Raw genomic sequence first — 12578 nt, 5'->3', positions numbered from 1 at the left:
TTCAAAGGTTTGGAGTTTGGCGGTTGGCTATTGGGATTTTCACAGCGCCGGATGGCGCCGTGTCCACTCGTGGGCCTGCTCGTAGGTGTGGGCGAGGGCGAGTAGGTCGGCTTCCTTGAAGGGTTGGCCGATGAGTTGCAGGCCGATGGGCAGGCCGCCGCTCGTGAAACCGCAGGGCACGCTCGCGGCGGGCAGGCCGGCGAGGTTCACGCCGATGGTGTAGATATCGAGGAGATACATCGCGAGCGGGTCGGCCTTCTCGCCGATCTTGAACGCCGGCACCGGCGACGTCGGCGTGAGCAGCGCATCCACTTCGGTGAACGCTTGGAGAAAATCCTGCCGGATCAGCGTGCGGACTTTCTGCGCGCGCAGGTAGTAAGCGTCGTAGTAACCGCTCGAGAGCACGTAGGTGCCGAGGATGATGCGGCGCTTCACTTCGGCGCCGAAGCCCTCGGCGCGCGACTTCGCGTAGAGATCGATGGCATCGGTCGCGGCTTTGGAGCGGTGGCCGTAACGCACGCCGTCGAAGCGCGCGAGGTTCGACGACGCTTCGGCCGTCGCGATGACGTAGTAGGCGTCGAGACAGTAGCGCGTGTGCGGGAGCGAAACCTCTTTCACCTCGCAGCCGCGGTCGCGGTAAAACTTCACCGCGTCTTCCACCGCGGCGGCGATCTCGGGATCGAGGCCTTCGCCGAAATACTCCTTCGGGATGCCGATGCGGCGCGGCGCGGGGCCGGCAAGCGCGGCGCGGTAGTCGGGCACTTCGGCTTTGAACGAAGTTGAGTCGAGCGGGTCGTGTCCGGCGATGGCGCGCAACACGAGTGCGATGTCCTCGGTCGTGCGGCCGAACGGGCCGATTTGGTCCAGCGACGACGCGTAGGCGACGAGACCGTAGCGCGAGACGAGGCCGTAAGTCGGCTTGAGGCCGACGAGGCCGCAGAGTGCGGCGGGTTGGCGAATGGAGCCGCCGGTGTCGGAGCCGAGCGACGCGATGACTTCGCCCGCGGCGAGCGCGGCGGCGCTGCCGCCCGAGGAGCCGCCGGGCACGCGCGTGGTGTCCCAGGGATTCCCGGCGGGGCCGAAGGCGGAGTTCTCGTTCGACGAGCCCATGGCGAACTCGTCGCAGTTGAGCCGGCCGAAGAGCACGGCGCCGGCGTCCTTGAGTTTGCGCGTGACGGTGGCGTCGTAGGGTGAAACGAAATTCTGGAGGATTTTGCTCGAAGCGGTGAGCGGCTGGCCGGTGACGGCAATGACGTCCTTGAGACCGATCGGAATGCCATCGAGCGGACCGCGGACTTGGCCGGCGGCGCGGCGGGCGTCGGACGCGGTGGCTTGGGCGAGGGCGTCGGCCTCGTCGAAGGAGTTGAACGCGTGCAGTCGAGGCTCGAGGGCGCGGGTGCGCGCGATGAGCGACTGAATGAGTTCGACGGCGGTAAGCTCGCGGCGCGCGAGGCGACCCGACAGCTCAGCGATGGTCTGGAAATGCAGTGGGGCCATTGCGCTCACTCCACGACTTTCGGCACGCTGATCATGTTCTCGCGCTGCGCGGGTGCGTTGCGAAGCGCATCGGCGACGCTCAGGCCCGCGCGCGGCGCGTCGGCGTCCCAGACGTTTTCAATGGGGAATGCGTGCGCCGTCGGCTCGACGCCGGTGACGTCCACCTTGGCGAGCTGCTCGATGTGGTGAAGCACATCGCCCAACTGCGCGGCGAACTTGGCCTTTTCCTCGGGCGTGAGCGCGAGGCGGGCGAGTTGGGCGAGGTAATCGACGTTGAAGTCCTGCGGAGCGGACATGCGGCGCAGAGAGTGCGGGAGCGTTTTGCGGGCTGGCAACCGACAAACTTGTCATGCGGGCGCAGGGAAGAGCTTGCGCCGTGCGGGGCGCTCCGGGAGCTTCGCGCCGGGCCATGGCAGCATCGTCCGTCCAACGCATTCGCATCCTCGATTCGCACACCGGCGGCGAGCCGACGCGGCTTGTGCTCGAGGGCGGGCCGGATCTGGGCGACGGCCCGCTGGCGGAGCGCGTGGCGCGGTTTCGCGGCGAGTTCGATCACTACCGCTCGGCGATCGTCAACGAGCCGCGCGGATCGGACGTCGTCGTGGGCGCTCTGTTGGTCGAGCCGCATGCGCCGGGCTGCGATGTGGGCGTGATTTTTTTCAACAACGTCGGTCCGCTCGGCATGTGCGGGCACGGCACGATCGGGCTCGTCGTTTCGCTGGCGCACCTCGGGCGCGCGCAGCCGGGCGTCGTGCGGATCGACACGCCGGTCGGCGTCGTGGCAGCGACGTTGCACGCCGACGGCAGCGTGTCGGTGGACAATGTCCCGAGCTACCGCAAGGCCGCGGGCGTCGTCGTGGACGTGCCGGGCATCGGTCGCGTGCGCGGCGACGTGGCTTGGGGCGGCAACTGGTTTTTCCTCATCGAGGAACACGGGCAGCGGCTCGAGCTGGCGAACGTCGCCGCGCTCACCGACTACACGTCCCGCGTGCGCGCGGCGGTGAATGCGCAGGGGTTTCCCGAGGTCGATCACGTGGAATTGTTCGCGCCGTCGCCGACCCGCGGCGTGCACAGCCGGAATTTCGTGCTCTGTCCCGGCGGCGCCTACGACCGCTCGCCGTGCGGCACGGGCACGAGTGCGAAACTCGCTTGCCTCGCGGCGGACGGAAAACTCGCCGAGGGCGCCGAGTGGGTGCAGGAGAGCATCGTCGGCAGTGCGTTCCGCGGACGCTATCGGCGCGATGGGGACAAGGTTCTCCCGACGATCACGGGCACGGCGCATGTGTGCGGCGAAGGCGTGTTGCTGCTCGACCCGGCGGACCCGTTTCGCTGGGGTATTCGTCCAACATGAGCACATCGCGCAGCGTCATCGTTTGCGGCGGCGGCATTGTCGGCCTCTGCACCGCGCACTACCTCGCCAAGGCCGGTTTCGCCGTCACGGTGATCGAACGCAGCCCGGAGGGCGCCGACTCGTGCGCGCAGGGCAGCGCTGGCTATGTGTCGCCGAGCCACGTGGAGCCGATCTCGGCGCCCGGCATGGTGTGGCAGGGGCTGAAGTGGATGACGAGTTCGCGCAGTCCGTTCTACATCAAGCCGCGCCTTGATCCGGAGTTGATGCGCTGGGGCTGGCTGTTCGCGAGGAACTGCACGGAAGAGCACCGCCGCCGCGCCGCGCCGGTGCTCGCGCAACATTGCCTGGAGAGTCGGAAACTCTTCGTCGAACTCGCGGCGCAGACGGGCAACAGTTTCGAGTTCGAGGCGCAGGGCCTGTTCAATCTCTGCAAGACGCCCGAGAAACTCGCCGCTTACGAGAAGGGCCTCGCGGCGCTCGCCAACTCTGTCGGCGTCGAGGCGAAGATCCTCACGCCGCAGCAGGTGGCGCAGCTCGAGCCCGGAGCGCGCATGGACATCGCCGGCGCGGTCTATTTCCCGATCGATGCTCACATATCGCCCCGGAAGTTCATCCCCGCGCTCGTCGCCTTGCTCAAGCAACAGGGCGTGAAATTCCATTGGAACACCAACGTCTACGGCTGGCGCAGCGGGGGCGGCCGCGTCACGGGAGTCTCGACCAGTGCCGGCGAACTCACGGCGGACGAATACGTGCTCGCGACCGGCTCGTGGGCGCCGGAAACCATCCGCGGCCTCGACCTGCGGCTGCCGATGCAGGCGGGCAAGGGCTACTCGCTCACGATCGAGAAGCCGCGTTTCAAGTTGAAGAAGCCGATGATCCTCTCCGAGCGGCGCGTCGCCGTGACGCCGATGGGCGAGACGCTGCGCTTCGGTGGCACGATGGAAATCGCGGGCCACGTCGACCGCGTGCGCCCCGAGCGCATCGAGCAGATCAAGGCGGCGGCGCAGGTGTATTTCCCGGAGATGAGCGCGGCGGATTTCGACGGCATCCAGCCATGGTTTGGTTACCGCCCCGTGTCGCCCGACGGCATGCCCTACATCGGGCGCTTTGCGAAGCAGACCAATCTCGTCGCGGCGTGCGGCCACGCGATGCTGGGCGTCACGCTCGCGCCGATCACCGGTTACGCCGTGACGGAGTTGCTCTCCGGCAAGAAGCCGAGCGTCGATCTCTCGCTGACGAGTCCGGATCGATTTGGCTGACGGGAGGGCCCGCGTCCCCGCGGGCCGGCTTGCGCTAACCCAACCATAACGGCCCGCGGGGACGCGAGCCCTCCAAAGGATTCTTATCCCATGAACTGGAAAGGTGTCATCCCCGCCATCACCACGAATCTGAACGCCGACCTGTCGGTCGATCACGCAGCGCTCGCGGCGCATTGCGGCTGGATGATCGACAGCGGTTGCACGGGCATCGTGTGCTGCGGTTCGCTCGGCGAGGCGCAGACGCTGACGTTTGAAGAGAAAATCGCGGTCGTGAAAACCGCCGTCTCCGCCGTCGGTGAGCGCGCGCCGGTGGCGCTCGGCATCGCGTCGCTGACCACCGCTGAGGCCGTCGCGATGGCCAAGGCCGCGGAAGCCGCCGGGGCGAAGGGCCTCATGGTGCTGCCGCCCTACGTTTACTCGAGTGACTGGCGCGAGATGAAGGCGCACGTCAGTGCGATCATCGCCGCGACGCCGCTCTCGTGCATGCTCTACAACAACCCGCCGGCCTACAAAACGGACTTCCTGCCCGAGCAGGTCGCAGAGCTGGCGGCGGAGCATCCCAATCTGCGCGCCGTGAAGGAATCCAGCGGCGACGTGCGCCGCGTGACAGCGATCCGTGCGGCGTGCGGCACCCGGCTCGACGTGCTTGTCGGCATGGACGATGCGATCGTCGAAGGTGTTTACGCCGGCGCGGTCGGCTGGATTGCGGGACTCGTGAACGCGTTTCCCGAGGAGAGCGTCGTGCTGTTCGACTACGCGTCGCGCGGCGACAAAGCGCGTGCGCTGGCACTCTACAAGTGGTTCCTGCCGCTCCTGAAACTCGATACCGTCCCGAAGTTCGTGCAGCTCATCAAATGGGTGCAGGCGGAGGTCGGACGCGGCACGCCGCACGTGCGGCCGCCGCGTCTCGAACTGGCTGGCGCCGATCTCGCGCACGCTCGCGCCGTGCTCGCGCAGGCGCTGAAGGATCGGCCGCGGCTCTGAGCGGCTTGCGCTTCGCGGCGGGCGCGCCAACCCTCTCCTCATGAAACCCGACGGCGGCAACCTCATCGGCTTCGGTTCGAGCGGCCCCGGCGGGGCCGTGTTCAAGGCGTTCAATCCTTCGACTGGTGCGCAGATCGAGCCCGGCTTCGCGTCGGCGACCGCCGACGACGTCGATCGCGCGGTGCAACTCGCGGTCGAAGCGGCACCGGTGTGGGCGAAGCTGTCCGGCGCGAGGCGCAACGAGTTTTTGCGCCGCATCGCGGACAGCCTCGAGGCAAAGTCCGGCGACCTCGTCGCACGCGCGATGATCGAAACCGGTCTGCCGGAGGCGCGTTTGAAGGGCGAAGTCGCGCGCACGGCGAACCAGCTGCGGCTCTACGGTGAGGCGGCGGAGCGCGGCGACTGGCTCGATGCACGCATCGAGACCGCGCAGCCGCAGCGGCAGCCGCTGCCGAAGCCCGATCATCGCTCGATGTTGCGCGCGATTGGGCCGGTGGTCGTGTTCGGTTCGAGCAATTTTCCCTTCGCCTACTCGGTGGCGGGCGGCGACACGGCGTCGGCGTTCGCGGCGGGTTGTCCGGTGATCGTGAAGGCGCACCCGGCGCACCCGGGCACGAGTGAACTCGTGGGCCGGCTGATCTTGCATGCGGTGCGCGACTGCGGGCTGCCGGAGGGAACGTTCTCACTGCTGTTCGATGCGGGCTTCGAAGTCGGTCAGGCGCTGGTGAAACATCCGGCGGTGAAGGCGGTGGGTTTCACGGGCTCGCTGAAGGGCGGGCGCGCGCTCGCGGATCTCGCGGCGGCGCGGCCGGAACCGATTCCGGTCTACGCGGAGATGGGCAGCGTCAATCCGGTGTTCCTGCTGTCGGGCGCGCTCGCGGAGCGCCGTGCGGGGATCGTCGAGGGACTCTACACGTCGTCGCTCGCGGGGGTCGGACAATTTTGCACGAACCCCGGTTTGATCGTGCTGCAGCGTTCGGCGGAAGCGGAGCAATTCGTGAAGGAGCTCGCGGCGCGGCTCTCGGCGACGCTCGAGGGCGTGATGCTCACGCCGGGAATCAAGAACGCGTTCGTCACCGGCACGACCGCGCGCGCGACGCAGCCCGGCGTGCGTGTGATCGCGCGCGGCAACGCGTCGTCAGTGTGTTCGGCCGCGCCGGTTTGGTTCGAGACGGAGGCGAAATTCTTCATCGGGAATCACGAGTTTTCGGAGGAGATTTTCGGCCCCAGCTCGCTGGTCGTCTGGTGCAAGGACCGCGCGGAGATGGTGCAAGTGGCGCGCTCGCTCGAAGGATCGTTGACGGCCTCTTTGCACGCCGCGGCGGACGAGGCGAAGGCGCTGGAGACTGCGGAACTGATCGAACTGCTCGCGGCGAAAGCCGGGCGCGTGATCCTCAACGGTTATCCGACCGGCCTCGAAGTCAGTCACGCGATCGTGCACGCCGGGCCGTATCCGGCGACGAGCGACGGCGGACGCAGCACGTCGGTCGGCACGCGCGCGCTGCATCGCTGGGCGCGACTCGTGTGTTATCAGAGTTTCGCGGACGAGTTGCTCCCGCCGGAGTTGCAGAACGCAAACCCGCTCGGGCTGCGGCGGCTCGTGAACGGCGAGTGGACGAGCGCAGCGGTTTGAGGGCTTGAGCCAGGGCCGCGCCGTGGAGAGCCCGCGTCCTCGCGGGCCGGGGCGCGCGGTGCAGTGCAGGGAGGCTCTCGCGATGGAGGGCGACGGGCGGCTTGTGGCCCGCGGGGACGCGGGCCCTTCACGAAGCATCAGGTCAGCTTCGCGGCGGCGTGGCGCAGGGCGCGGCCGTAGGCGGTGAGACCGGGGTCTTCGGTCGTGTCGACGAGCGTCTCCAACGCGAGCGCGAGGGCCTCGCCGTGCTGGCCCTGCGCGTGCAGCGTCAGGGCGAGGAAGGCGTCGAACTCGCGGTTGTCAGGGAATTGGAGTTTCGCCGCGCGCAGCACTTCGGCCGAGCGCTCGAGTTGGCCGCGCGCGCGGAGCGTGGAGCCGAGGCCGATGAAAGCGTTGGAGAGTTCGTTCGGCGGCAGGCCCAGCGCGATGGCTTTTTCGTAGGCGGGCAGCGCTTGCTCGTGGCGGCCGAGCGTGTCGCAGGTCCACGCGATCTGGTAGGCGATCTCGGCGACGTTCGGATGGCGTGTGTCGAGGTCCTGCAGGCGCGGGAGGAGTTGGTTGAACTGACCGTGCGCGCGCGCGCCGACGATGGCGTCGAGTTCGTCTTTCCAGGGCGGAAGTTCAGGCGATTCGGGCATCGCAAAAAGGTAGGGCGAACCGTCCTCGGTGAGCCGCGGCTCGTCGGAACGACTCGCCCTACCGGTCGGAATCAGGCTTTCGGTGCGTTGGCGGCCGGAGCCGGTGCAGCGGGCTTCTTTTCCGGGAGGGCGCGGGTGGCGATCTCCTGTTTGAAGCGCGTGACGAGGTCGGCGATCTTGTGCACGCCTTCGTCGCCCTTGGCGCGGCTGCGGAGCGAGGCGCTGGCGAGCTCGGCTTCCTTTTGGCCGACGACGAGCACGTAGGGCACTTTCTCCAATTCGGCGCGGCGGATCTTGGCGCCGAGCTTGTCGGAGTGGGTGTCGAGCGTGACGCGGAGATCGGCGGCTTGGAACTCGGCGAGCGCGGTCTTGGCGAAGTCCATCACCTTGTCGGAGATCGGGACGATGCGGACCTGCTCGGGCGCGAGCCAGAGCGGGAAGTCGCCGGCGAAGTGCTCGATGAGCACGCCGCAGAAACGCTCCATCGAGCCGAAGGGCGCGCGGTGGATCATGACGGGCGTGTGCGCGGTGTTGTCGGCGCCGATGTAGCTGAGGCCGAAACGCACGGGGAGCACGTAGTCGACCTGCACGGTGCCGAGCTGCCACTCGCGGCCGATGACGTCGCGGACGACGAAGTCGATCTTCGGGCCGTAGAACGCAGCTTCGCCGGGCTCCTCGGTGAAGGGGACGCCGAGCGTCTTGGCGGCTTCACGGCAGGCGTTTTCGGCGAGGTCCCACTTCTCGGGGTCGCCGGCGAATTTCTTGCCGTCGGGATCGCGGAGGCCGACGCGCACGCGGTAGTCGGACATGCCGAGCGTGGTGAGCACGGTCTTCACGAGCGAGAGGCAGCCGAGGACTTCCTGCGCGACTTGTTCCGGCGTGCAGAAAAGGTGGGCGTCGTCCTGCGTGAAGCCGCGGACGCGGGTCATGCCGTTGAGCTCGCCGGATTGTTCCCAGCGGTAGACGGTGCCGAACTCGGCCAGGCGCACGGGCAGGTCGCGGTAGCTGCGCGGCTGCGAGTCGAAGATCTTGATGTGGTGCGGGCAGTTCATCGGCTTCAGGAGGAAGCCGTCGATGAGCTGGTCGTCGGGGAGGACGCGGTCCTTGCCGATGGTTTCCTTGCCGGTGCGCTCGTTGATCGTGTCGGCGAATTTCTGCGAGACGGCCTCGATGCGGTTGGACATCTCGGCGCAGGAGCAGCCGGAGTTGACCAACTGGTCGAGGTAGTCGCGTTCGACGACGGGCGGGAACTGCGAGTCCTTGTAGTAGGGGAAGTGGCCCGAGGTCTTGTAGAGCGCGAGGCGGCCGATGTGCGGCGTGAAGACCTGCGAGTAGCCTTGGCGGCGGAGCTCGGTGGCGATGAACGACTGCAGCTCCTGACGAATGATCGAGCCGGCGGGCGTCCAGAGGATGAGGCCTTGGCCGACGTCTTCGTCGATGTGGAAAAGCTTGTGATCTTTGCCGAGCTTGCGGTGGTCGCGGAGCTTGGCCTGTTCCTGCTGCGTGATGTAGGCGGCGAGCTCGTCCTTCGAGGCGAAGGCGGTGCCGTAGATGCGTTGGAGCTGCTTGTTCTTCTCGTCGCCGCGGTGATAGGCGCCGGCGATGGATAGCAGCTTGAAGGCTTTGATCTGTTTCGTGTAGCGGACGTGCGTGCCGGCGCAGAGGTCGGAGAATTCGCCGTTGGTGTAGAACGAGATTTTTTCGCCCTCGGGAATGTCGGCGAGGCGGCCGAGCTTGTAGCGTTCCTGGCCGCGCGACTTGATGATCTCGATGGCTTCTTCGCGGGAGACTTCCTTGCGCTGGAAAGGCTGGTTCTCGTCGATGACCTTCTTCATCTCCGCTTCGAGGCGGGCGAGGTCGTCCATCGTGAGCTTATGGTCGAGGTCGATGTCGTAGTAGAAGCCGGTGTCAGTCGGCGGGCCGATATCGAGCTTGGCGTCGGGGAAGAGACGCAGGACAGCAGTGGCCAACACGTGCGACGACGAGTGGCGGATTTCCTCGAGGGGAGTCATGGACATGGTGATGTGGGTTGTGGTCCTCCTTACGATTGGAGGGCCGGAACGAAAAACGACGCCGGGAAACCCGCCCGCTGTCAACGCGCGGAATTTATGCTTTGCGCCCTAAGCGGTTTTGCGGCGCTAGTGCGTCGTGCCCGAACTCCGTCCCATCGCTGTGCTCCGCACGCCGTTCGCCGAGAAATTCGGCGTGCCGCGCCAGTCCGGCCTCGTGCCGGCGGCGGAGGGACGCGTGGAGTTTTTGCCGGAGTTCGCCGCGCCGGAGTTCGTGCGCGGGCTGGAGAATTTCTCGCACGTGTGGCTGATCACGGGCTTTCACTGCAACCCGCCGTGGGACGGCTCGGCGACGGTGCGTCCGCCGCGGCTCGGTGGGAATGAGCGCGTCGGCGTCTTCGCCTCACGCTCTCCCGCGCGACCGAACGGCCTCGGACTATCGCTGGTCGAGTTGCACGCGATCGAAGCGGGAGCGTTGCGGGTGGCGGGGATCGATGCGGTGGACGGCACGCCGGTTTACGACGTGAAGCCGTATCTGCCGTGGTGCGAGGCGAAGCCGGACGCGCGGTCCGATTGGGCGAAGGACGCGCCGACGATGCGCGCGGCGAATGAAGTGGTGATTCCCGAGGAAATCGCGGCGCGGTTGCCCGAGGGCGTGGCGACGCTCGTGCGTCAGTTGCTCGCGCTGGATTTGCAACCGGCGTATCACGCCGCGGAGGCGGATCGCGTGTATGGCATGACGGTCGCGGAGTGGAATATCCGCTGGCGCGCGACGGCGGGGCGGATCGAGGTGGTGGAGGCGCGGCGGGTGTCCGTGTAGCCGGGGTCGCTGACCCCGGCTACATTACTCGAAGTGAATGGCGCCGGCGTAGGGCCAATCGTCTGCTTGCGCGACCAGGTTGGCGCGAACTGGATTCTCGCGGACGTAGAGCCACTTTTCTGCTCGTGATTCGTTGGAGCGCAGCAGGTGATCGAAAAATTCGGGCTGCCACAGCGGAGCGGAAATCGCCGAGGCGGCAAGGATGCGCTTGGCGGTCCATTCCTTCCATTTGCCGATGGTCGTGGACAGAGCGGCGGCGTCCTTTTCGCCGGTGATGAAAAAATGCACGTGGTCGGGCATCACCACATATCGGCCAACGGCCCAACGGTATCGCTCGCGAAGACCGTTCCACTCGGCACGGAGAATTTCGTGCGCCTGATCGTTGGCGAGCAGTTTGCGGCGTCCTTCGGTGCAGATCGTGATGAAGTAGACCGGTTGTGTCTCCCAGACATTGCTCAGGCGCTTCAGGTGCTTGTGCGAAGACACAGTTGAAATGCCATTCGTCGAGCGCGTTGGCTCAAGGCGAAATTGTAGCCGGGGTCGTTGACCCCGGGGGAAGGAGAAAGACCGGGGTCAGCGACCCCGGCTACATCGGCGGCGCTTACTTCTTCACCGGCTCGAGGCTGTAACCGTCTTTGCGGTCGAGCATGGACCAGCCGGCGGCGGCGAGTTCTTTGCGCAAGGTGTCGGCGGCGGCGAAGTCCTTGGCGGCTTTCGCGGCCCAGCGCTTTTCGGCGAGGGCTTTGATGTCGTCGGGGGCTTCGGCCTTGGGGGCGGCAGCGAGTTGGTTGAGCTTCGTCGCTTCGAAGCCGAGCACGCCGAGGATCTGGTCGAGCGTGGCGACGTCGGCGTCGGTCGGGCCGCCGCCGATGCCGGTCATGATCTCGTGGCCGAGCTTGAAGAGCGCACCGAGGGCGCCGGGCGTGTTGAGGTCGTCGCGGAGGAGGTCGAGGACTTCGACGAGGCGGCTGGGCGCGCCGTTGCCGGCGACGCGATACTTCGGGTCGTGGAGGACGGTGCAGATGACGAGGAGCTTCTTCAGCGCGCTCTCGGCGGCGTGGAGCGACTCGAGGGTGAAGTTGAGTTGCTTGCGCGGGTGGCCGGCGAGCAGGGCGTAGCGGATGGCGAGCGGCGAGTGGCCGAGCGCGATGAGGTCGCGGACGGTGTAGTAGTTGCCCTTGGACTTCGACATCGTGGTGCCGTTCACGAGCAGGTGCTCGCTGTGATACCAGTGACGCGAGAAGTGCGTGCCGTTGCAGCACTCGCTCTGGGCGATCTCGTTTTCGTGGTGCGGGAAGAGCAGGTCGACGCCGCCGGTGTGGAGGTCGATCGTGTCGCCGAGGATGGATTTGCTCATGGCGCTGCACTCGATGTGCCAGCCGGGGCGGCCGGGGACGGCGCCGCGCGGGCCGGCCCAGGAGACGAGGCCGTCTTCCTCGGGCTTGTAGGCTTTCCAGAGGGCGAAGTCGGAGACGGAGTCCTTGTGGTCGGCGTCGGCGACGGTGTTGGTGGCTTTGAGTTCGCGCTCCTTGATGCGCGAGAGGCCGCCGTAGCCGGGGAAGGACTCGATCTTGAAATACACGGAGCCGTCGGCGGCGCGGTAGGCGTGGCCCTTCTCCATGAGCACTTCGATCATGTTCACCTGCTCCTTGATGTAGCCGGTGGCGGTGGGCTCGGCGTGGGGCGGGAGGAGGTTGAGCGCGGCGCAGTCTTCGTGGAAGAGTTTGGTCCAGTGCTTGGTGATGTCGCCGAGCGGGCGCTGCTCTTTCTTGGCCTGGGTGATCGTGCGGTCGTCGACGTCGGTGAGGTTGCGGACGTGTTTCACCTTGGCGGCGCCGAACTCGAGTTCGAGCAGGCGGCGGAGGACGTCGTTGACGGAGAAGGTGCGGAAATTGCCGATGTGCGCCGGCGCGTAGACCGTGGGGCCGCAGTTGTAGAAGCGGAAGACGCCGTCTTTTTCGCCGGGCGTGAGCTCGCGGAGGCTGCGGGTGAGGGAATCGTAGAGGCGGATGGGCATGGGGGGCGATTTCTAGCGCGGGTCCCGCCTACGCCAAGGCTACGGCGCGGCTCGTCCCCAGCGAAGCTGAGGCGAGGAGGGAATCGTAGAGGCGGATGGGCATGACGCGGAGGGGAAGTTGGAAACGGAAAACGGGCGGGTTGGCAAATGCGGACGTGCTGGCGCGCGAGGTGAGGGGAGAATTGAAGGAGGCGCGTTGCTTGGAGCGATATCGCGCGAGCTTCATTCCTGCAGGAGCTCGTTTGCCAGCGACCTTCCGGACGCTCAGAGGAAGCATGCGACGAGCGTTTTGGTCGCCTGCAAGCAGGCTCCTACATTGGCGGAATGCGCAACGCACAGGCTCCTACAGCGGCAAAATCCGCGGTGCGAA

11 protein-coding genes are annotated in these 12578 nt (G+C 66.8%); 5 read left to right on the top strand and 6 right to left on the bottom strand.

All coding sequences use genetic code 11. The annotated features are described in order from the left end of the window. Positions 1 to 39 precede the first annotated feature (39 nt). Positions 40 to 1497, bottom strand: coding sequence for an Asp-tRNA(Asn)/Glu-tRNA(Gln) amidotransferase subunit GatA (gene gatA, locus HZA32_04305; GenBank protein MBI5423282.1), 1458 nt, complete (start codon positions 1495 to 1497; stop codon positions 40 to 42). A gap of 5 nt (positions 1498 to 1502) precedes the next feature. Further along, a complete protein-coding gene (gene gatC / locus HZA32_04300; protein ID MBI5423281.1) occupies positions 1503 to 1793 on the bottom strand; it encodes an Asp-tRNA(Asn)/Glu-tRNA(Gln) amidotransferase subunit GatC in 291 nt (96 codons plus the stop codon). Positions 1794 to 1906: 113 nt separating this feature from the next. On the opposite strand from gatC, the gene HZA32_04295 reads away from it, so the two are divergent. The 4 genes from HZA32_04295 to HZA32_04280 all read left to right on the top strand — a co-directional run bounded on the left by HZA32_04295 (position 1907) and on the right by HZA32_04280 (position 6724). Next, a complete protein-coding gene (locus HZA32_04295; protein ID MBI5423280.1) occupies positions 1907 to 2848 on the top strand; it encodes a proline racemase family protein in 942 nt (313 codons plus the stop codon). Further along, complete coding sequence (locus tag HZA32_04290) at positions 2845 to 4107, top strand: FAD-dependent oxidoreductase (GenBank protein ID MBI5423279.1); 1263 nt, start codon at positions 2845 to 2847, stop codon at positions 4105 to 4107. Before HZA32_04295 ends, HZA32_04290 begins: the two co-directional genes overlap by 4 nt. A 90-nt stretch (positions 4108 to 4197) precedes the next feature. Further along, positions 4198 to 5091, top strand: a complete 894-nt coding sequence (locus tag HZA32_04285) for a dihydrodipicolinate synthase family protein (GenBank protein MBI5423278.1) — start codon at positions 4198 to 4200, stop codon at positions 5089 to 5091. Positions 5092 to 5131: 40 nt separating this feature from the next. After that, a complete protein-coding gene (locus HZA32_04280; GenBank protein ID MBI5423277.1) occupies positions 5132 to 6724 on the top strand; it encodes an aldehyde dehydrogenase (NADP(+)) in 1593 nt (530 codons plus the stop codon). Between the two features lie 137 nt (positions 6725 to 6861). Here the strand turns inward: HZA32_04280 and HZA32_04275 are convergent, their stop codons facing one another. Beyond that, complete coding sequence (locus tag HZA32_04275; protein ID MBI5423276.1) at positions 6862 to 7362, bottom strand: tetratricopeptide repeat protein; 501 nt, start codon at positions 7360 to 7362, stop codon at positions 6862 to 6864. Between the two features lie 71 nt (positions 7363 to 7433). Further along, the gene (locus tag HZA32_04270) at positions 7434 to 9380 is read right to left on the bottom strand and encodes a threonine--tRNA ligase (protein ID MBI5423275.1); all 1947 of its coding nucleotides are present in this window, start codon (positions 9378 to 9380) and stop codon (positions 7434 to 7436) included. 130 nt (positions 9381 to 9510) lie between these two features. Here HZA32_04270 and tsaA point away from each other — a divergent pair, with 130 nt between their 5' ends. Beyond that, positions 9511 to 10191 carry a tRNA (N6-threonylcarbamoyladenosine(37)-N6)-methyltransferase TrmO gene (gene tsaA, locus HZA32_04265; GenBank protein MBI5423274.1) on the top strand — a complete coding sequence of 227 codons (681 nt, stop codon included), beginning with the start codon at positions 9511 to 9513 and terminating at the stop codon, positions 10189 to 10191. A gap of 24 nt (positions 10192 to 10215) precedes the next feature. Here tsaA and HZA32_04260 read toward each other — a convergent pair whose 3' ends face one another. Both HZA32_04260 and HZA32_04255 read right to left on the bottom strand, forming a co-directional pair. Beyond that, entirely contained in the window at positions 10216 to 10677 is a 462-nt protein-coding gene (locus tag HZA32_04260; GenBank protein MBI5423273.1) for a transposase, read from the bottom strand. A 115-nt stretch (positions 10678 to 10792) separates the two neighbouring features. Then, complete coding sequence (locus HZA32_04255; protein MBI5423272.1) at positions 10793 to 12208, bottom strand: cysteine--tRNA ligase; 1416 nt, start codon at positions 12206 to 12208, stop codon at positions 10793 to 10795. Positions 12209 to 12578 lie beyond the last annotated feature (370 nt).

The sequence above is a fragment of the Opitutia bacterium genome, from assembly GCA_016217545.1.
Taxonomy (GTDB): domain Bacteria; phylum Verrucomicrobiota; class Verrucomicrobiia; order Opitutales; family Opitutaceae; genus Didemnitutus.
Note: the sequence above shows the minus strand (reverse complement) of the source record. Positions and strands in the feature narration are given on the sequence as shown.